Source organism: Vibrio sp. 1F255 (assembly GCF_041439145.1).
GTDB classification, from domain to species: Bacteria; Pseudomonadota; Gammaproteobacteria; order Enterobacterales; family Vibrionaceae; genus Vibrio; species Vibrio crassostreae_C.
Genome location: NZ_JBGONQ010000003.1, coordinates 184,217 through 206,445 on the forward strand (window position 1 = coordinate 184,217; position 22,229 = coordinate 206,445).

At 42.6% G+C, this 22,229-nt stretch carries 13 protein-coding genes; 12 read left to right on the plus strand and 1 reads right to left on the minus strand.

Translation table 11 applies throughout. The features are described 5' to 3' along the window. The first annotated feature begins 5 nt into the window (after window positions 1-5). The 8 genes from ACED41_RS03580 (at window position 6) to ACED41_RS03615 (ending at window position 15,873) form a co-directional block, all read left to right on the plus strand. Window positions 6-3,284: a DEAD/DEAH box helicase gene (locus tag ACED41_RS03580; RefSeq protein ID WP_371724487.1), complete on the plus strand. Its 3,279-nt coding sequence runs from the start codon at window positions 6-8 to the stop codon at window positions 3,282-3,284. After that, entirely contained in the window at window positions 3,285-4,793 is a 1,509-nt protein-coding gene (locus ACED41_RS03585; RefSeq protein ID WP_371724488.1) for a hypothetical protein, read from the plus strand. Beyond that, window positions 4,793-7,204, plus strand: coding sequence for an AAA family ATPase (locus ACED41_RS03590; RefSeq protein WP_371724489.1), 2,412 nt, complete (start codon window positions 4,793-4,795; stop codon window positions 7,202-7,204). Before ACED41_RS03585 ends, ACED41_RS03590 begins: the two co-directional genes overlap by 1 nt. After that, entirely contained in the window at window positions 7,204-9,042 is a 1,839-nt protein-coding gene (locus ACED41_RS03595; protein WP_371724490.1) for a DUF2357 domain-containing protein, read from the plus strand. Before ACED41_RS03590 ends, ACED41_RS03595 begins: the two co-directional genes overlap by 1 nt. A gap of 197 nt (window positions 9,043-9,239) precedes the next feature. Further along, window positions 9,240-9,395, plus strand: a complete 156-nt coding sequence (locus ACED41_RS03600; RefSeq protein WP_371724491.1) for a hypothetical protein — start codon at window positions 9,240-9,242, stop codon at window positions 9,393-9,395. A gap of 224 nt (window positions 9,396-9,619) precedes the next feature. After that, window positions 9,620-12,991 (plus strand): DEAD/DEAH box helicase family protein, encoded by a 3,372-nt coding sequence (locus ACED41_RS03605; protein WP_371724492.1) that lies wholly within the window; start codon window positions 9,620-9,622, stop codon window positions 12,989-12,991. Between the two features lie 135 nt (window positions 12,992-13,126). Then, window positions 13,127-14,665, plus strand: coding sequence for an N-6 DNA methylase (locus ACED41_RS03610; RefSeq protein WP_371724493.1), 1,539 nt, complete (start codon window positions 13,127-13,129; stop codon window positions 14,663-14,665). Then, window positions 14,662-15,873, plus strand: coding sequence for a restriction endonuclease subunit S (locus tag ACED41_RS03615; RefSeq protein ID WP_371724494.1), 1,212 nt, complete (start codon window positions 14,662-14,664; stop codon window positions 15,871-15,873). The genes ACED41_RS03610 and ACED41_RS03615 overlap by 4 nt, the downstream gene beginning before the upstream one ends. 120 nt (window positions 15,874-15,993) lie before the next feature. On the opposite strand, the gene ACED41_RS03620 is transcribed toward ACED41_RS03615, so the two are convergent. Continuing rightward, window positions 15,994-16,419 carry a hypothetical protein gene (locus ACED41_RS03620; protein WP_371724495.1) on the minus strand — a complete coding sequence of 142 codons (426 nt, stop codon included), beginning with the start codon at window positions 16,417-16,419 and terminating at the stop codon, window positions 15,994-15,996. Window positions 16,420-16,790: 371 nt separating this feature from the next. Here ACED41_RS03620 and ACED41_RS03625 point away from each other — a divergent pair, with 371 nt between their 5' ends. The 4 genes from ACED41_RS03625 to ACED41_RS03640 are packed head-to-tail and all read left to right on the plus strand — an operon-like array spanning window position 16,791 to window position 22,228. Beyond that, window positions 16,791-18,452 carry a DUF3696 domain-containing protein gene (locus tag ACED41_RS03625; protein WP_371724496.1) on the plus strand — a complete coding sequence of 554 codons (1,662 nt, stop codon included), beginning with the start codon at window positions 16,791-16,793 and terminating at the stop codon, window positions 18,450-18,452. Continuing rightward, a complete protein-coding gene (locus tag ACED41_RS03630) occupies window positions 18,452-19,339 on the plus strand; it encodes a hypothetical protein (protein ID WP_371724497.1) in 888 nt (295 codons plus the stop codon). The genes ACED41_RS03625 and ACED41_RS03630 overlap by 1 nt, the downstream gene beginning before the upstream one ends. A 25-nt stretch (window positions 19,340-19,364) precedes the next feature. Beyond that, window positions 19,365-21,413, plus strand: a complete 2,049-nt coding sequence (locus ACED41_RS03635) for a protein kinase family protein (protein WP_371724498.1) — start codon at window positions 19,365-19,367, stop codon at window positions 21,411-21,413. Then, on the plus strand, window positions 21,410-22,228 hold the full coding sequence (locus ACED41_RS03640; protein WP_371724499.1) for a serine/threonine protein kinase: 819 nt from the start codon (window positions 21,410-21,412) through the stop codon (window positions 22,226-22,228). The genes ACED41_RS03635 and ACED41_RS03640 overlap by 4 nt, the downstream gene beginning before the upstream one ends. Window position 22,229 lies beyond the last annotated feature (1 nt).

Here is a 22,229-nt window from a genome sequence, read left to right on the forward strand (position 1 = left end):
TACTCATGAAAACAATGGATCTCAAACATCTTGCAAACGAACATGTCATTGAAGCGAAGCTAGAAGGTGATGCTTTACTAGAGTTGAACACAAACGATGAACTACTGATTTATCAAATTGATGGTGAGTACATCGTTGAACAAAACGACAACTTGTCGGCCGTAATCAATAGTTTTGTTTTCACATCCTTGGGAAACATAAAGCATTACATCTGGATTCCAGTGTCGATCAGTGGGAACACATTGTCTTTGCAGTACATCCCTTGTTTACCGAGTAATTTGGGATTTGAAAACCTTGATGCTGCGATAGATGACAAAATAGTTCATCAAGTCGTAGAAAAAGCAAATCTGGCAGACTCTTCAGTTGAATCTATTGGTAAGTGGATGCATGAGCAATTTGTTCTGCAATCTTCAAAAGGCGCAAGCCTTTTGCTTTCGATGAATCGAAAAAACAAAAAGAAATCCGGCTCTTTGACCTTGGTCGGACGACAATACTTGCTGCAAGTCGAAATCAAGCCCGACGGCATGCTTTGGGTCAATACACTGACCCCTAAACCTAGAAATAGAAACTACGACTTAACGCATCTAAATGCCGAAATTTCATTTGTTGATTCAACGCTCGCAAGTAGGATCCAAGATTCGTCGCTAAAAGAAAAGCTTGATGAGCTAGAAAAAACCAATACTGCCTATATTCAGCTCTGGGACGAGTACAACCAGAAAGTCAAAGAGAAAGCGGTTCAGTTGGCAAAGGAGGCTAGGTTTGTGCGCTTTGTTAAGTGCCAAGCATATGAGTCCATAGATGGCGTAGAGTGGCGCTTCTACTTCAAAGAGAAAGATAAAGAGTCAGTCGAAGCTTTATGTGGCATCGTTGACGACCAAAAAGACAACTTGCTTGAAGTTAGTCAAAGTCTTCCTGAATGGTTGGACAATGATGGCACTACCGATCTCGTTGCTAATGATGACGAGCATCCGTCGATAAAAGCGCAATTGGTTCGAAAATCCAATCAGTATTTAGTTCTTGAACTTCAAGGCTTTGGTAAACCGAATGATCAGGGGGTCATTTATCTGTCTATCAGTGGTTCGTTAGTACAGATGCGTCGACGGGAGAAAGCAAGAGATGCTATTACTCGCCTTACTAACCCGATGCCAGAATTACGCTTTCTCATCGAGAATCTAGATTTTGATTCGGGTCGCAGCAAATACAAAACACTGAAGCCATTAACTCAGTCTGCTAGAGCCGCTTTTAAAGGCACACCAACGAGAAAACAGGTACAAGCGTTAGACGTTGCGCTGAATACGCCCGATATCGCACTGATATTAGGGCCACCAGGCACAGGCAAGACGCAGGTTATCAGTGCTCTTCAAAATCGACTTGCCGAAGCGGCAGACCAAAGCATGACTGCCGAGATATTACTGACCAGCTTTCAAAATGACGCAGTAGATAACGTAGTCGCTCGTTCTGAAGCATTTGGTATTCCTGCAATAAGAGCTGATGACAATGTACGAGCACCGCTGTTGTTGGAGCAGTGGGTCAAGAAGCAAGCTCATCAACTAGGGGAGAGAGTTGAATCTGTTTCTCATTCGGATGGCGCTTATAAGATCCTAAAAAACATCAATGCAGACATTGTCGCTTTACACAGTAAAACCGTTGATTTCACCATCAAGAAAGCGCGTCTTACAAGCTTATTAGAAGATGTAAACTTACTTAGGATTGAACATGGATTTGAAGTCCCACTTCAACTCGTTCTCCAGCTTGAGGAGTGCTTAAGCAAAACGTCGACTGTTGCGAGTGAAACTAAGTCAGAGCGATTGCTACAAAGCATTCGAGGCCTCAGAACAACTAAAACGTCTTACAACGATGATGGTTCAGAGCAGTGTTGGCGATGCGGCAGTGCTTTGAGGCGGCTAGATTCATATCGAGGCTCAGAAGAAGTGGATTTTCTGGAAGCACTAAGTGATTCCTTTGAGCCAATCAGTGACTCACAATTGACTAAACTTAGATCTCTCAAAAATGATTTACTTGACCATTTCTTGCCTGACATTCGCCCTAAAGTTCTCCAATCTCAAATGTCGGATCAGCTAACTGTTTTGCTTAATCAACTGGCGGAAATCATGCACGAACATGCATCAAGTTGTTCCGCTGGTATCCCCGAAGTTTTAGAAGAGTATTTAGAGACGATTAAGTACCAACCGCACTTACTTGCGTCATGTGTATCTGAATATACAACGTCGGTTGGGGCTTCTTGCCAAAGGTCACAAAGTGAAAAAGTGTCTAGCTATAAACAGAGCGTATCAGCTTCTTTAGGCGAAGTTAACAGCGATATTTCTTTTGATACGGTTATCGTGGATGAGGCGGCGCGGGCTAACCCATTGGATCTATTCATACCAATGGCACTCGCTAAACGCCGTATTGTTCTGGTTGGGGATCATTTCCAGCTTCCTCAAATGTTGGAGCCTGATATTGAAAAAGAAATGACAGAAACAGGCTCATTAAGAGAAGAAACCGCTGACGCAATCAAGAAGAGTCTTTTCGAGAGGCTTTACATGCAGTTAAAACAGCGTGAAGCGAAAGACGGCATTAAGCGCACTGTCATGCTTGATACTCAGTTTCGTATGCACCCTAAAATTGGTGATTTTGTTAGTCGATCTTTTTATGAGAGTGAAGGGGAGGCCAAAGTTAATGCCGGGCTGACTGCGGACCGTTTCGATCTAGGAATTGCCAATTATTCAGGAAAATTCGCTGAATGGATTGATGTTCCACTTTCCAGTGGAAAAGAGCTTCGTTCTGGAACAAGTTGGCAACGTAGGTGTGAAGCAGAAAGGATAGCCGAAGAAATCGCTGACCTCCTTGAAGCATCAACGGGTATTAGTATTGGAGTGATTACATTTTTTGCCGCGCAACGTGAGCTTATATTTGATCAATTGGCTAAAAGGTCAATCTGTCGTAAGACGAGTGATGGCTGGGAATACTTACCCGAGTACAAAAACTTGCCAAATGGAGAGGAGAGACTTCGGGTTGGATCTGTCGATGCTTTCCAAGGTAAAGAATTTGATGTTGTCTTACTGTCTATGGTTCGTTCCAACAACTATTCCGCCACGGATGAAAATTCACTGAGGGCAAAGTATGGATTTATACGTACACCTAATAGACTCAATGTTGCATTTAGCCGTGCTAAAAGCCTAATTAAAGTAATAGGTGATAAAGCCATGTTTGATACCGATGAAGCTAAAAAAGCAATACCGCCAGTTTGGTCTTTCGTGAACGAGTTGTGTGAGGAGCAATAAATGGTTACTCATAAAGATATAAAGCAAGTGAGCTATTTGAAGTCCAAAGACATTAGTAGGCAAATTTATGCTGACAAAAAGGATGTTTTCTGGCCTTTCTACCTCTGGAGGGTTTTGGCGCCAAAGTCAAAACCCATGCTGAATGTTTTTCAAACATTGATTCTTAAGTTGGTTAAAGCTGGTTGCAAAAATAGAGAGAGCCTTCATGAGTACAGCAACCTAGACCCGGAGTTGATTCAATACATTCTTGTTCAGCTAGCACAATCTAACTACATGGAGTCTTGGGAGTTGACTCAAGATGGCTTAGATATTCTTAAAGGAGAGCTAACGGATTCTAAAGAGCGAACCAGTTACTACTTGATTCAGGACGCATTCACTGGTCGTTTGATTCCTCGAGTGTTGAATGATATCCCTCATATTGAGGGCATGGACTTCTCACAAAAGTTCCCAGGATACATTGCAAGTAAGAGCTCGGGTCGAAAAGTGACCCCGCTTTTGCTCAGTAGAGGGATCTTAAACCCGACTCAACCACTTATCGAGGACATGAGCTACTGTATTCGTGAACATAGAAGGGAATTAAACCAGTTCAAACAAGCTGATTTTTATGTTCCCGAGCAAGCTCTTGGGGTAAAGCAAAATGTTGAGCTCATAGAGGAGCAAGCCATACCTGTATACGTTCACTTAAGCCTTTTCTCACCGATAGCAGCAGGGGAGCGCTTGTGGTATCTGTCTGACCCAAGTGGTTTAACACATACAGTACCAGAGCTTAACGAGATAGCAGAGCAGGTTGCTGAGGGTCATAAAGAATTTGCCGAACGCGTCGAGTCGGTAATCGGTATTGCGAGTTCAGATCACATGACAACTTACCAACAAAAACTACAAGAGTTCGAGGAGAAAGCAAAACTAGAACTTCTTTCATCGTATTCTTGGGTGAAAAAAGACGCTCTGATAGAGAAGCACTTGCTAGCCATGCTACGTCTTAAAAAACAAGTTGAATCTGAGTCTAACCCTAAGTTTGAACTACTTGATGGATTACTGAACGAACTACAAAAAGTGTTGGAAGCTTGGCTGAAAAGCTTTATTCGACCAGATAAAAGGAATCGTGATTGGCATGTTTTGGTTTACCGCTGGGAAGGTGACAAAGCAATAATGAATAACAATCAATTTTTTAAAGAAAAAATATTCTTACAGGTCAATGGGGTCAGTAGTCAAGCTGCGAGTCAATTATCAACATCTAACTCGGGAAACATTCGTGGTGCTTTAACATTTGGGAATCAGTCTCTCAAGCCCATGTTGGTGGCAATGCTATTGAAGTACCCAGAAGCAGTCGAGCAGTTGAACGCATTACTTCCCGACTGGATTGACAAAGCGATTCAATTGGCGAATGTCCGAAACACAAAGTCAGCACATGCTGGTGGGCAGACTTTAACCAAGCCCGAAGCGCTTGAACATTTAGATAACACAGAAAAACTATTAAAAGTATTAGAAAATTTGCTAGGAAATAACTAATGGGAAAGAAAAAGGCTAGTGGCCGCAGCAACGCTAACAAAACTAACACAAGCACTTCTGCGAATACATTGGGCAGTGGGCTTTCAGCGATTAAAAACTTAACCGCCAATGAAGACAGTAGTGAATTGGGAACAATGGCTTCTTTGTTAATAGGTGCCCAAGAATCATTTGACGCCGCCGATCATGCTAAAAAAGAGAAAATATCAGAATCGCTTGAGGACGATATTCAACTGCTAGTGGGTGAACTTAAGAAAGTAATTGCGGCAAATAAAAGACTTGAAAGTGAAAATAAACAAACGCTTTCTCAAACGAAAAACTTAGAAGAAGCTGCTTTACTGAAAAAGAAACAAGTTGAGCAAAAAGAGAAAGATTTATCTAAAGAAGAAAAGCAAATTTTAGTTGATAAGAACAAACTGTCTTTGGAACAAGCAGATATCGCAACACGCTTGCGCGATCTAGAAGAAAAGGAACTCGATGCGGAGAGTGGTTTTGCCCAAAAAAATATGGATATGCTGGAAGAGTTCCGCGCAAAAAAAGAAGAACTACACGCCAGGTTAGAAAAGAGAAAAGACGACCTCGAGCAACAAATAGATCAGTTAGAAGAAACTAAAACAACCATTTCAGAAGAAGATAATACAGCTTTAGAATCAAAACTTCGTGATATTGCTGAGAAAGAAAATACGCTGAGTGATAAAGAGCACGAGCTTAAACAAAAAACAGCCGTACTGGATCGAAAAATTAAGCGTTTGGAAATGACAGAATCGGATGCCCAAGCATATCGACTGGAAATTCTTGACGACGTCAAAAACCAGTATGTTCATCAAATTCACAACCTTGAAAGCTCAAAAAAAGTATTAGCAAATCAGATTGAGCAATATCAGCGCAGTGAAAAGGAGCAGTTGGCTCAGTTAGGAGCATATAGCGAGCTTCAACGCAAGTTTGGAGATTCATCAGCAGAGCAAGTTCTAAAAGAACTAAATGACTCAAGAATTAAGCTATCAGAATTGAAAGCGCAGCTCGATGCAAAGCCAAGCGAACAACTAGAAGGCGCGCACAAAGCTTTAACGAATGAGCATCAGGAATTACAACAGTCGTTAGTTGATACACAAACAGAACTGGCTCAAGTGAAAACACGATTAAACAAAAATATGCGTTCTGTCGTGGAGCTAGAGCAAATGAATTTCCAAAAGCAGGTGTTGGAAAAGCATAACGAGTTGCTAAAGGTGAGACTTGACCAGTTAAGAGATGAAGTTGATGAACTACTAAGTAAACAGCAAAGTAAGTCGGCATTCCCAGCCTTGTTAAATCTTGATGCCAAATATAGAGCTAATGCACTTACCGAGACAGTTCCGGTACTGGCTGAATTTGCGCGCGAACTCCAACAAAGAATTGCCTGGGATCCAACAGTAAACAAAGAGCTTTATTATCGCTTGGAAGATATCCAGCTATTTATCGCCGGCCTGGCAATGAGCCGTTTACACATATTACAGGGTATCAGTGGTACGGGTAAAACCAGCCTAGCTAAGGCATTCGCCAGAGCTATTGGCGGCGGCTGTAAAACAATTTCAGTTCAAGCTGGCTGGCGTGACAAAGGTGATTTGGTTGGGCACTACAATGCGTTCGAGAAGAAGTTTTACGAGCAAGAAACGTTACAAGGCCTTTATGAAGCACAGTGTCCATCGTTTAGTGACAGACCTTACATTATTTTGCTCGATGAGATGAACCTTTCTCGCCCAGAGCAATATTTTGCTGAATTTTTATCTGCGCTTGAATTAGATCCCAAAGACAGGATCCTACCATTGATGACGACTGAGCTTCCTGGTGGACCAGAACTGTTGATAGATGGTCGTAAGTTGAAAATTCCAGAAAATGTCTGGTTTATCGGTACTGCAAACCATGACGAAACGACGTTTGAGTTTGCTGATAAAACGTATGACCGAGCTCACGTTATGGAGTTACCAAGACACAGAAATACCTTCAATATCGATAAGTCGCTAGATAAGGTCACATATAGTTTTAAGTCACTGGAAAAAGAATTTGAGCGTGCTTCACAAAAGCACAGCAAAACAGTCAAAGATATGGTCAAAGCAATGGATGCTTCAGGCTTCTCTATGTGTTTAGAGGAAGACTTTAACGTTAGTTGGGGTAACCGTTTAGAGCGACACTTACACCGCTTTGTACCTGTTTTGCTGGAGACTGGTAGTGATCTAGGTTTTGCAGTAGACCATATCCTGGCCACCAAAGTTTTACGATCGGGTAAAGCAACGGGTAGATATGATACAGATCGTACAGAAATTTCTAACCTGATTGACCACTTAAAAGAGTTCTGGAAAGAACAGAAATTCAACACTGGACCGACTGCAAGCTTGAGGTTGCTAGAGGCAGAGTTAAAAATAAAGAGTGAAATTTAATGAGCCTTTGGTATGACCGTCTAGAAGGGAGATTTACTAAGCGGCTCCCAAGTGTCATTAGTCCATCTCAGTTCGCAGTGACTGCTGAGTGTGAATTTAATTCGCACTCAGTTCTTTCGGCTGGGCAGGCGATTGTGAATGATGGCACTGATAAGTTTCATTTCCAGAGCATAGTTGGTAGTTTTGATTCGCCCGAAGTTGGGGGTGTAAATAAAACTGAGTTAAATATTATTGAAAGTGCTCTGTTCGCATACAAGGAGGCTGTAGATGACGGTAATACCGCCTCCTTTCTAATTTCTGAAACTTTACTTTCGCGTTTCGATCTAGGTAACTTTGAGCAGCTTCTTCATAGCGTACTTGCAAAGGGGCACCTGCAAGAAATTGCGAGACGTCCTCGTATGGAATTGGTATACGAGGAATATCTGGTACCTGTGTCCAGAGCAAAGAAGTTGGCAGCTAACGCTACTCGTCATCTGGCCTCGCATTCAGAATGTTGGCAAACGCGCACTTTCACGGGCGTGGTACCAAAATCCGTTCTTGCTTTAGAAAGTGAAGACCAACTCAATATCTATGAGAACAGAGTATATGTAAAACTGATCTCAAATATAGAAAAGTACTTAGTTGAGCGAATTGCAGAGGTAAGAAGGTTAGAGCAGCTTTTTGATGATGCGATGTCGTTTCAAGATGCGATAGATATTCATCATGAAGTGAGCCAGAGTATTTTTAGTCTTTGGGGGGAAGGGTTTAGAGGGGACTCTGATACAAATCAGGTAGCTGAAAATGGTAAGTCTACGCTTAATATTCTAGCTAGTATGCTCAAAAGCGTTAGGGCTTTACAACATACGAAACTTTATCGAAAGCTCAATCAGAATCTGCATATTCCACTCAAGATCAATATAACCAACGTTTTGTCACATGATCAGCACTATCGTCACGTGGCAAGGTTATGGCATATGTGGTTAGACACACAGCAAACTTCCCGATTAGATCCGAAACACATACTCGAAAGAAACTTAAGATTGGTGAACTCTTACGCGACATATTGCTGTGATATCACGAAAAGAGCTTTAAGCGAACTAGGTTTTGTTAATCGCAGTGCGTGTTCATTTGTGCGATCTAACGGCTCAGAACTAACTCTTGAAGTTAATAATTACAGTGAAATTTTGCTGTGCTTTAGAAACCGTAAGCTAACGTTAGTTCCATGGCTCTCTTCGAATTATATTAATAACCAGCTTAACACTGACTCTTGGGGTAATAGAGTGTTATTGGGTATTGATCAGCAAATAAGTCGCAGCGGCGGTTATTTATGTTTGTCTCCAACGAACTTTTACTCGTTAGAGTCTATAACAACTTTAATCTGCCAATGGGTGGCGGGTGATATTTATTCAAAACTCGGTCGCCCATTAATGTTAATGCCAGCAAAGTTAACCGAAGAGTTGAGTAAGTTTAACGAGGGTCAGTGGACGTCTAACGGATCTAATTTGGTAATTAACAGACCGTGTGGTAGCAAGATTCACCAAATACAAGAGGTCGCTAAAAAGCACCATCATGATATTAGTCTTCAGAAGGCTTCGGCAGAGCTGTGCGATGAAATAGCGGAGATAGAGCATTTGTTACATTGCCCAATCTGTGCAACGAAATGCTCGGAAAGTAGTTGGACATTACGCGATGATAATTGCTTTGTTGTACATAACTCAAATTGCAGCCATCAATGGATGTTAAATCGCCAACAAAATGGCGACCGCCACTTGGTGGCTAGGCCCGGTAGGGTCGATAGTTCTACCAATTTATCTTTCAAAGTGTATGGCCGTTTTGGTTGGGATATCAAAATGTGTTGAATTATGCCTAGCCGTCGTTAGATGGTTAAGAAGCTCCTAGGGACATGTCTCAAATATGTAAGCTTACGAACAACCAAAGCGTCTCTAACCACATTATATTTGGTTCCAACGAAATCAATGAACTAAATTAAGGTGAATAGATGCCCGTATTTACGCGCAAGACTCTTCGTAAAAAATCACTAACGGAGCTTTACAGTATGAGAGCAATACATTTGAAAAAGAAACCGAGTACTTACCTAGGTTACTGGCGTTACAACTGGGGCTCATTAAATGTAGAAACTGGGCTGATGAAAGACTGGCGCGAGTCATTACATGAATTAGCGACTGTCATCAGTGAAAAAGGAGGTCGTTAGACCTTCATAGCTTTTGAATTGGCATTAAATCGTGAACAAGCTTTCGAAGCTGTTGTAAGGTTGATTCGAGATAAACATCTTCCATAAGAAGCGATCATGACTCGTCTTGAAGCGGCTTAATAGTTAACAGCTTGAATTGTACTGCAATTGCATACACGGTCATCGTAATAAGAGCGATTATTTGATATAAGGTATGCAATTCAAATTTGGAGTATCAATGGCTTATGGCGATTTCTTTAAACTTCGAACTCATTCGTGAACATAACGAAAAACTGGCAAATTTAGGATACCTCGCTGAGCAGATCCTACATTTAGACCCTGGCAGTGCGATTACGCGATTGCGTGGCTTTGCCGAAGAAGTCACCAAAGAGATTTATGCCATTGATGGTTTAGCAAGGCTTCCGCAGGCAAGCTTTATGGAACTGCTAAAGAACGATGCTTTTATTGATGTCACTGAATCACGCCTTCGAGATCAGCTTCATTTCTTGCGAGTAGAAGGAAATGACACTGCACATGGTGGTGACGGTTCTACGCGTAAAGCTTATGCGGCACTGGGTACAGCTCACTCTTTATCTCAATACCTTGCGATTAACTATTACGGCTTTCAAGTATCCGAGCTCAAAGAGCTTGTATACCCAGAGGCACCTACCTCAAACTCTTTAACGCAAAAGCAACTTGATAAAGTTATTGAAGAGAACGAACAGAAGCAACAAGCGCTGTTTGATGAATTAGAGCGCGAGCGCCAGAAGCGACAAGCAGCAGAAACTCAGGTCGAGTTAACGGCTGAACAACTCAAGCAAGCAAAAGCACAGGCGAAATCGCGTAGTCAACAATCGGCGAACAGCCTTCAATGGGATGAAAATAAAACTCGCCAGTTGTTAATTGATACATTACTGGCTCAGGCGGGTTGGGATACTAACGATCCAGAAAAAGTAGGCATTGAAGTTGAAGTCGAACATCAACCGACAAACTCGGGAGTAGGGTATGTCGATTATGTTCTTTGGGACGACGACGGCACGCCACTTGCCGTAGTCGAAGCGAAACGTTCGCGTGAACATATGCAAAAAGGCAGAGAGCAAGCTCGCTATTATGCTGAAGGTCTAGCAAAGCAACATAACTGTCCAGAGCCGATTGTGTTTTATACCAATGGCTATGAGATTTGTATTTGGGATACCAAGCAATACAACACCTATCGTCAGGTGTTTGGCTTCTATTCCAAAGATAGCCTGAAGTTTTTGCAATACCAGCATTTACATAAAGATCCAAATTTAGAACAACTCAACCCTAGCGCAGACATCGCAGGTCGACCTTATCAGATTGAGGCGATCAAATCGGTGACCAACCAATTCCAAAATCAGCGCCGTAAGGCACTGATTGTTCAAGCAACAGGAACGGGTAAAACTCGTGTATCCATTGCATTAGTTGAGTTGCTACTTCGTTCTCGCTGGGTTAAGCGCGTACTATTCTTGTGTGACCGTAAAGAGTTGCGCCGTCAAGCCGATGGAGCGTTTAAAGACTTTTTACCAAGTGAACCGCGTTGTGTCATCGGGGAGAAAAACCAAGTCGACCAGTCAGCTCGTGTATTCGTCTCGACTTACCCAGGTATGATGAACCGATTCTCACAATTGGATGTAGGCTTCTTTGATTTGATCATTGCCGATGAATCACACCGTAGTATCTATAACCGCTATCGTGACATTTTCGACTACTTTGATGCAATGCAGGTAGGTTTAACTGCAACACCAGTCAAGTTCATTGCGCGTAACACTTATGACTTGTTTGGATGTGAAAATGGCGACCCAACCTTTAACTTCGACCTAGCAGAAGCGATCTCGCATGAGCCACGTTTCCTAAATCCATTCAGAGTAAAAGAGTTCACTACCGAATTCTTACGTGATGGTACCCACTACAGCAAACTCACTCCAGAACAACAAGCGCAGCTTGAAGAAGATCTAGGAGAAGAAGAGGCGCAAAATACCACCATTAAAGGCAAAGACATTGGCAAGAAGATTTTCAGTGTCGAAACCGACAGTGCCATCCTAGAGAACTTGATGGAAAATGGCATTAAAGATGCCACTAAGTCGCTAGTGGGGAAAACCATCATCTTTGCGCAAAACCAAGCGCATGCTGAACAACTTGAGAAACTCTTCTGTGAAGATCTGTATCCACAATACGGCAGTAAAGTGTGTAAGGTGATCCACAATGCCGTTGATCGACCAGAAGCTCGAATTGACGAGTTTAAAAAGCCAGATAACGATTTCCGTATCGCTATTTCAGTAGACATGATGGACACCGGTATCGATGTTCCAGAAGTGGTCAACCTTGTGTTTGCACGCCCTGTGAAATCTTGGGTGAAGTTCTGGCAGATGATTGGGCGTGGTACAAGACTTTGTCCAGATCTGTTTGGCCCCGATAAAGACAAAGAAGAGTTCTTGATTTTCGACCACTATGGCAACTTTGAATATTTTGAAGAAGAGTATGTAGAAGCAGACACTGGCGTTAGCCGTTCACTGCTGCAAACCGTCTTTGAAGCACGCTTACAACTTGCCGATGAAGCTCAAAAGCGTGCCGACGTTAAAGCCTTTGAGCTCGCTTGCGCGCAGATGAAAGCGGATATTTGTGACCTACCCGAAGGCGCAATTGCCGTTCGCCGTGAGCTGAGAAACGTAAAACAGCTCCAAGAAACTGATCAGTTACTCCAAATGAATGGTTCCACTAGGCATTTACTGGAAACTACAATCGCGCCTCTGATGGGTAATCGCACACTAAAAGATAAAGATGCCTCAATGCTGGATCGCTTAACCTCGCAAATCCAAAGTGCTCAGTTATCGGGCAGTAGTGAGATCGAGAACCTAAAAGCGGATTACATCTCTCGTTTACAAAACCTGGCAGTGACCATTACAGAAGTGCGCAAACAAGGCGATGAAATCGCAAGAGTGCAAACCCAGAAATACTGGCAAGATATTACGCTAGAACAGCTTGAAAACACACGTACCAAACTACGTGGGATCATGAAGTTCAAAAAGAAAGAACTGTCTCCTTATGAGAATATTCAAACAACCACAACGCAAGATAGCGAGGTTCGTGAAACTGACCGTGTGGTGGTTATCGGTGATGAAACGGAAGCCATGGTTTACCGTAAGCGTTTGAAAGACATTCTCGATAAAATGCTCGCTGATAATCCTGTATTACAGAAGATTCATAACAACCAAGCAGTGACAGAAGATGAACTAAAATCACTGACTTCAACAATTTTAACGCAGCACCCCGGTGTTGATGCGAATGCCTTGAACGCATTTTATGGCAGAACGTCACAAGAACTGAGCCAAACGTTGGTTCAGTTGGTAGGCTTAGACGCCGATCTGGTCAATCAACGCTTTACCGATTTCATTCAAAATAACCAACTTAGCTACAAGCAAGTGCAGTTTTTGAATCAATTGAAACGTTTTATTTGTCAGAACGGGCGTATCAAAGTCGCAGATTTATACGAGGGGCCGTTTGAGCGCCTAACTGATGGCGAAGGCTTGGATATCTTCACTGATACAAAAGCGGACGAGCTTGAAGCGTTAATGCAGCCATTTTTGATGCCACATTAACCAAACGGTCATTCAAAACACCGAAAAGGGAGTTTGTAAGGTTACGAACTCCCTTATTCATTATAAAATCTCATAATCTACACCTCTTAACTTTGTCGCTTGCAAAGTTAACAGCCACTAAAAGAAGAGCGCTTTATGCTAACTGGTCAATTACGTAACGATATCGATGGTCTGTGGGAAAAGTTTTGGACGGGTGGGGTAACCAACCCGCTAGTGGTGATCGAGCAGATCAGTTACCTAATGTTCTCTCGCATGTTAGATATGCAAGAAACCACGGCAGAGAAAAAGGCTAAACGTACAGGTAAACCGTTTACTCGCCAGTTTCCGGAAACGCCTGAAGGTCAGTTACTACGTTGGCAGAACTTTAAAAACATGTCAGGTGCAGAACTGCTTCCGCACTTGCGTAACAATGTATTCCCGCACTTCTCACAAATCGAGCTAAACGGTTCAGACATTGCGCAATTTATGGCGGATGCCGACGTGGAGATTCGTAGTGAATCGGTACTGCTATCTGCTGTTGAGATGGTTGATAAGCTTCCGCTCGAGCAGAGTGATGTTAAAGGTGATATCTACGAATATCTACTGAGTAAGCTCTCTTCTGCGGGCATTAACGGACAATTCCGTACGCCTCGTCATATCATCGATATGATGGTTGAAATGCTGGATGTGCAACCAACAGATGTGATTTGTGACCCTGCATGTGGTACAGCGGGCTTCCTTTCTCGCGCAATGGAATACCTAACGCGTACTCACACTAACCCAGAAAGCATTTACCAGGATGAAGACGGCAACAACGTTTACACCGGTGATATGTTGCACGAGTACCAAGACCACATTAATAATAAAATGTTCTGGGGTTTTGACTTCGATACCACCATGCTACGCGTCTCAGCAATGAACATGCTGCTACACGGGGTAAGCTCTGCCAACATCACATACCAAGACAGCTTGAATAAGAATTTTTCAGGTAAGGCTCAAGAAGAGAACTTCTTCGACAAAATTCTAGCTAACCCACCGTTTAAAGGCAGCCTAGATGAGCAGTCGGTAAACCCGCAAGTGCTTTCAATGGTGAAAACCAAGAAAACCGAGCTGCTATTCGTGGCGTTAATCTTGCGCATGCTTAAGCTTGGTGGCCGCAGCGCAACCATCGTGCCTGATGGTGTCTTGTTTGGCAGTTCAAAGGCGCATAAAGATTTACGTCAAGAGCTGATTGACAATAACCAACTAGAAGCCATGATTTCTCTGCCTAGTGGTGTATTTAAGCCGTACGCTGGGGTATCTACCGGTATTCTCATCTTTACTAAAGGCGGCAGCACCGACAATGTTATGTTTTATGACATGCAGGCAGACGGCTATTCACTAGATGATAAGCGTAATCCAATCAAAGATAATGATATTCCAGAAGCTCTCGCGAAATGGAAGCGTTATAGCGAGCTATACGAAGCGAATGATACAGCCACATTGAAAGAAGAGTTTGGTGATAAAACGCAGAAAGCCTTTATGGTTTCAGCTGAAGACATTAAAGCGCAAAAGTATGACCTTTCTATCAACCGCTACAAAGAAGTGGTGTATGAGGAAGAAGTGTATGAGGACCCTAAGGTGATTCTTGCTAAGCTGAAAGCGCTTGAGAATGAGATTCTGGCTGACTTGAATGAGTTGGAGGGGATGTTATGAGTCAAAACTTTGTCTCATTGGGAGAAATAGCTCAATTTATCAATGGTGACCGAGGGAAGAACTACCCTGCTAAAGGCTCGTTTGTCGACGAGGGTGTAGCTTTCATAAATGCAGGCAGTCTAAGCCAAGAACATAGTATTGACTCTTGTAGCCTTAATTACATTACTGAAGCAAAGTACGATTCATTAAGTAGCGGCAAAGTAGCTCAAGGAGACATTCTATTTTGTCTTCGTGGCTCTATTGGTAAATTTGCGCTAATTACAGAGCAAATGACAGGGGCTATTGCATCATCATTAGTTATTGTCCGGCCTTCTGAAAAAGTGTTCACGGGTTACTTAAAACACTATTTTGCTAGTAACCTTTGTAGACGTGAAATAGATAATTTTGAAAATGGTGCTGCGCAACCGAACTTGTCCGCAACCGATTTAAAAGAGTTTAGAATCCCGCTCCCACCGCTAGTAGAACAAAAACGCATTGCAGCCATTTTGGATAAAGCTGATGCCATCCGCCAAAAGCGCAAGCAAGCCATCGACCTAGCAGATGAGTTCCTACGCAGCGTCTTTTTGGATATGTTTGGTGATCCGGTGACTAATCCGAAAGGGTGGGATTTAAAGCCTATCGTAGAGGGTGTTAATAAAATCACATCAGGTTGGAGTGCGAAGGGAGAGTCTAGGCCATGTGAAAACCATGAGCTTGGTGTGTTAAAGATTAGTGCTGTAACTAGCGGAAAGTTTAAACCTGAAGAAAACAAATTTGTTGATAAAGGTATTATTCCAACCGAAAAAAAACTAATTTGCCCACTTAAAGGTGATTTACTCTTTAGCCGAGCAAATACTAGAGAATTAGTTGGTGCAACGTGCATCGTGCCTTTTGATTCATTGAATACCTTTCTTCCTGATAAGCTTTGGAAGGTTGAATTAGACTCTACTCGATTATTACCAGAGTATCTTCACATGCTGTTGCGTCATGAGAAGTTTCGAGAAACTTTGACCTCTAAGGCGACAGGATCTAGTGGCTCTATGTTAAATATATCTAAGCAAAAATTTGAATCAACGATTGCACCCTTTTCGAGCGTCGAATTACAGAATAAATTTGCTGTGTTGTATTGGAAGCTAGTTCATGAGTTAGATTTAAAAGAAAGCTCTTTGGAAAAGTTAGAACAGCAATTTAAAGCACTCTCCCAAAAAGCCTTCGCTGGCGAACTTTAAACCAAGCCCCAAATAAACTCTCAAATTAGCAATGCTGAGGTTCTTCAGCATTGCTATCAACAACAATGACTATCCTGTATTGCTTATCCCGGTCAACCCTTAAATTACTCAAAGATTCAGTTACGAAAACGGGTCATCAAAACTTGAACTCCCACAGCCAAAACTATCATCGTCAAAAAGGCTAGAATCATCGAAACAACTGTTTGTACTGTCATCGAACAAACTGTTGTTCATGCTATCGTCACTCAGTGAACTGATTGAGTCGTCAAAGAGACTGGTGTTATCAAAGCTATCCGATGAATCTATGCCGAATGGATTGCCTTCCACATCCACACCTCCTATGCCACCTACCATAGGTAACCCGTTTGCAGGGTTAATCGCATTGTCATCGAACGTTGTGGTGTCTTCTGTAAATAAAGTGCTTTCAATAGTGTCGGATTCAAACAGATCATCTTGGTTGTTATCGGGCGTGGTGTCTGAATGTTCACTGTCTGAAGCTGAATCGGAAGTTGAAGCCATAGGGGGAAAGTCGTTTGTCTCAGTCATGTGAGAGACAAAAAAGTAGCTAAACACTCCGATGAAGATCCCGAAAGGTATGGCCAGCGAACCAATCATGAGGCCAATGGCAGGAAAAAGAATGGCTAAGACATATTTCATGAGGAACCTCATCACTCGGCATGTTAGAAGACTAGGTGTTCAAATCATCGTTATGCCTAAACAATAGCAATCCAACCATTTTGTGTTGTTATCAATGTTGAGATTTGCAGTCCATCCTTCACTAAATAGTATTGACTCAATCTTTAATTTGTATATGTGATGTCAACTCTATAAATATATGCAATTTGGTGATAATAGTATGAGTTAACTCGCTGATTTGTATCAGCATAACCACTTAAAGTTAATGATTACCGCTGAACATGAATATCACCAAGCTATCTCTAACCAATTTCCGCTCATTCCAGCAAACACAAACTATCGAGTTTGCACCCGTCACCTTATTGTTCGGCCCAAATAGTGTCGGTAAGAGCAGTGTCCTTATGGCTCTGTTCTACTTACAGCATGTAATTAATAAGGGGCAATGTGACCCTCAGCGAATTGAAGCGCTCGGTAATAAATACGTTGGCGGCTTTAAGAATCTTATTAACGGTAAAGATCTCTCTAAAACCATGGTGATTAAGGTTGAGTACCAGAAACCAAAAAACCAGGCAGGACACAGTTTCGATGATAGCACTTGGTTTATTGAGGGTTTACATCAAAAAGCGGCTCAGTTAGGTGAGGCCGTATCTGAACCTCTACTCAATATGAGTAGCCCTAGTGAATGGGCCGACGAGGTCGCGATTGAGTTTGAAATCAAGTGGTCTCACGCTGAAAAAACAGCATTTGTCTGCCGCCAATCTGTGTGGTTAGACAACGAGTTCATTCTGGAAGTGAAGAACACCAAGCCAAACGACAACGCTGAAGTGAGCCGAGTTAACTATCTTCATCCTTTATTTAAAACGGATGACGAAGATAATACAGAAACGGCTTCTCGGGAAGATGGATCATGCGGTGAATTTCATCACCATGTTTTGGAAGCGGCAACCTCTACCCCAATAGATGTATTGTTACCGGATAGTCAACAAAGGTTTGTTCACGCGCCGTTTCATTTTCAATCTCGATCAGGTGCGCTGCCGAGGCTAGATAAAAGGCTAGAAACGAGCTTAGAGTCTGAGCATGACTTGATTACTCGTAGAATCGAGGAGATTTTTAGTGATGTGGTTGTCGCATCACTCGCCAATTTAAACGATGTTCTTTCAGACAGTGTTGCTATTGGGCCGCTAAGACAAATTCCTGATTCTACTTTCGATGCTGAAGATAAGGTGATTCAAAAGGATTGGTACTCGGGTAAGGCGAGTTGGGACACCATTTTCAATGCTGATATGGAGGTGGTTCATCGAGTTAACCGCTGGATGGCAGGCCGTGATTGGCTTGATCTTGGTTATGCCTTGGTTGAAAAGTCTGAGCAAGGGCGAATCGACTATATCAATGATGGCGATAAGTTTAGTGATTTCACACGTAGACAACTGGATGAAGCGTCTAGCGAAGGTGTCAATCATAAGTATTTTTCTTCACGAGAGTATCAACACGACGTGGTTACTTTATGGGACCTTTCAAATGATATTGAGGTGTCAGCGAGTGACGTTGGTGCCGGTATTTCACAAGTTTTCCCCTTGGTGGTTGCAGCAGAATCGAACAAGCGTGGCCTGATTTGTTGTGAGCAACCTGAATTGCATTTACATCCCAAAGCACAAGTTTCATTGGGTGATTTGTTAACTCAAACAGACAGTAAAAACCACTACCTCATTGAAACTCACAGTGAGCATCTGATCCTGCGCTTACTTCGCCGTATCAGAGAAACGACAGATCAAGCGTTGCCAAGTGGCTTTACGCCAGTTAGCAAAGCGGATCTCTCTATTGTCTACCTAGAGTCTTCTGATGCAGGAGTTGTGGCACATAAAACACTGCTTACCGATGATGGTGATTTAGAAACAGGTTGGCCGAGTGGTTTCTTTGATGAAAGAGATGAGGAGCTTTTCTAATGTACAAGGAGATTGCACTCGACCCTCACTGTATGTCGGAATATCACTATTATGCGTTGCTTAAAAGTGCCTTTGGTTTTGAAAATGGTCGATATCTGGTAGCCCCAACTAAAGAGTGGGTTAGGGAGGCGTATCAAAGTGTTAAGGCTTCTGATATTGCGCCAACTAAGAAAAAGTCAGTGACTAATTTTCTTAATAAGTTGCAGCGAGATAAAGCGAATCCTTTCATTGTGTTACCAAAAGATCGAGCAGATTCAACACTGCAGGGTGGATATGAGAATTGGCTCAATTGGATGACATCACAACACTCACTAAGAGCATTCAACGCCGTTGTGTCAGAGCAAGCGGGCACAGAACATATCAATTATGAGCAGATCATTGATGGAGACACGAGTTGGTCGATTCCTCCAACACTTTGGATCGATAAAACCGAGCTCAATCTCTTAGAGGTGACTGTTCCACTACTGAATGTGGGCAAAGATCTAATCATTGCGGATCCCTATTTTAAACTCCCAGGTAATGCATTACTCAAAGCTATTTTGCGTAGGGCAATAGCTGCAGGTGTCCGCAGCGTGAGTATAGTGACCACAATGGATTGCAGTAATTTACCAGGTGTTTTTGAACGTGAGTATCAAGCTTCAATGGTTGATTTGCCTTTGGTGAATTATATCCGTGTGCCACATGGGTTTATACACGATAGATATCTATTGAGTGATAAAGCGGCAATAAAAGCGGGGCAAGGCTTTTCAACCGCACCTGAAAAAGGTCTGCAGTCGGATCGATTAAGCATCAGTTTGTGCGGTTTAGAAGAATACAAAGAAACCAAAGCGTGTATCGACGAGTATCAAAACAAGCATCCAGAAATGTGCACGCGTTTGGGTGAATAATAAAACAATGGCTTAGATAAATATTATGGAATTACAGTTTAAGGATGTATCCGGTAAAGACAATATTGGCGATTTTACTTGGATCCATCAATCAGGGCGTCAGGCACTTATCGCAGACCTGGTATCGGGTTGCGACGTTGCTAGGGGGATAGACCTGCTAAGTAGTTGGTTAACCGTGAATCAAACTAATGAGCTGTTTGTCGCGGAACAAGTGATAGAAGATCTGCATCAACTCTTTTTCAACAATGGGGTTCAATCTACCTTTGGCATCATCACTCAGAAGGCAGAAGAGTTTGAATTGTATTGGGTAGGAAACATTCGGCTTTATCGAGTTGAGAAGGGGGTTAAAAGAGCCGAATCTCGTGGTTTTGAATCTCAACCTATTTCTGTTGTTGGAAGTGAAATCACGCCTATCGTTCATCACATGAACCTTGATAATGATGGGATTTCGAAGTTCATTTTAACCAGTGACGGTTTAAGCAGCCAAAGGATGTGTGAGCTTAATTTAACCTCTGATGCTCTAACCAGTGGCCAACTGCAAAAAAAACTGCTTCCGGCGGTTGTTGACCAAGACTGGTCTGCACTTATCTTTCCGATGTCGAACTCGCACTCTTTTGTAGAAAATGACTGGCCATACAATCCGTTTGTTGGGGCACAAGAAGAGCGTTTACATGAACGCCGAGGCTTAGCTGAATTAGCAACACAACTTTTCACACAACCGCTTTTCGAAGGTTTTAGAATTGTCTCTTGCCCGCCGATCTTGAGTGAAAACTCATCCCGTTTGTTTGATGGACTGCTTATTTATCCGTTTGGTGTGATTCCGCTTGAATTGAAAGATCATCACGGCAGTATCGCAGTTGATATGTGCACGAACAAACGAAACAGCTTGTTGGTCGATAATGATATGGGTCGCACTTACCTCTCGAATCCGGTCACTAAGCTCAGAGAAGCCTTAAGAAGGTTTGGAGATCTACCTGAGTTAAAAGCGCTGCTGCCAGAATTAAAAAATACTGGCTTAGTACTGTTTACGAATCGTAACGCCAATGTTGAGTGTATTTATGATGGTCAAACAGTTTCGGCTCCTTTTATGGAGATGGGGGAAGTCATTGTTGCGCAAACCGAACAGGTATCTTCGCTACTCGTTAAGTTCTGCCGCTCTCGATTTGGTAAAAAACCAAAACGGCGTTTGCTTGAATCGGAAATAAATCAGCTGGTTCAGGAACTGACGGCATCTCCTGTTGAACAGTATCAAGGTGCCATCACCGTTGGAGATTACGAAGTAGAACTGGAAGCGGTTGAGTCGGAATCAACAGATTACTTTACCGTTTATAACGCCGTTCTGTTTAACGAACAGGTTTGGGCGAAGTGCTTTAACTTAGATCACCTAAGCGCTGTACATCGCCAAACCGAGCTCAAGAGCTTGGGTCGAGAAGCTCTAGTGCTTAAGCGCTTGAGCCGAGTGGATGGTGTTCAACGCTATCAAGATAAGGAACTACTTGAAGACAAGTTTTATGTGTTCGTTGAAAAAGCTCCTGCTGTAACACTTGAACAATGGCTTAGTGCGAACCCTACAAAAGAAGAGAAACTGAACCTACTGATCGAATTAGCAGAAACCATTCAACAGATTCAGAGCGTGGGTGACCCCGAGATTATTCATCGAGCCATTAACTTATCAAATATTCGTGTTACCGAACGAAGCGAGCCAATGTTGATAAATTTCGAGTTATGTCAGCAAGAAATGGTTGCGACACTGCCCCTAAATGCTAGAAGAACGTTCGAGCAGAAGTACCAAGCGCCGGAAGTAAATGAACCTGGTCAGTCTTTAACGTTTTCTTCCGATATTTTTAGTCTGGGATTAGTCGTGTTTTATTCGTTAAGTGGGGAACTGCCGTTTGAGCAATCGACGAAAGAATTAGTTAGTAAGGGGCGCCGCCCAGCATATTGGAAACAGCTGTGTCAAAAGTTAGAGCTATCAGGACAACATGCTGAGTTTTGGCAGAGAATACTTCACGTTACACCTAAATACCGTCCAACAATTGAGCAAGTGATAGAGGTCTTAAAGACATGGAAATGACGACAAGTGGCTATGCCAAACAATACCCCAAGGAAAAGGTAATCTATCAGTGCGAAGCGACGAAACGTGCTTTTTATCGCGTCAAATTGCCTCAGCTTGGTTTGTATTACGGGTTAAAAGAGATTGAGGTCGAGGATCTTAAAGCTAGTAAAGCCATTAAAAATGAGATTGTTGCTCTGAACCGTTTGCCGTTTGGTGTTGCAGCTAAGTGCCATCAATATTGGCAAGAAGGAAAGAAGCATTATCTTCTTATGGACTGGGTTGAAGGTAAGCCTCTTAATGAGTTTGTAACGGTGGCACCAGATAATCGTAGAGAGTTTGCACAACGCCTGCGCTTGGCAGAGAAAATTGGTTGGAAGTTGGTTGAACTTCATCGTTATCGTGTTACCCATCGAGACCTCAAACCAGAAAATATCATTGTGCACAGCGACAAAAATCAGAATGTCGCCGGAGTCAGTTTTATTGATTTTGGTTTATCCAACCAAAAGCGTTACCTTGAGGAAGGGACAGCACATTATCGCTCCCCGGAGCAAGAATTTGTGAGACACGTGAGCCTCACACAGTCGTCGGACATTTTTTCATTCTGCCAACTTATTCACTATTTATTGACGGGCCAACCATTGGTACTTCAGCCAAATTTTGATAATTCGGATTGGGATGAGATGAACATTCACTTGCCTACCTCTATACCATCAAAGCTCCGTGATGCATTGCAGCAGGGGTTAACGTTCGACTGTAGTCAGCGCAGTAAACAAGTATTTACTATCGTCAAAGCCTTACAAGAGGCATCTAAGCAACTCAATAGCAAGGGGTAAT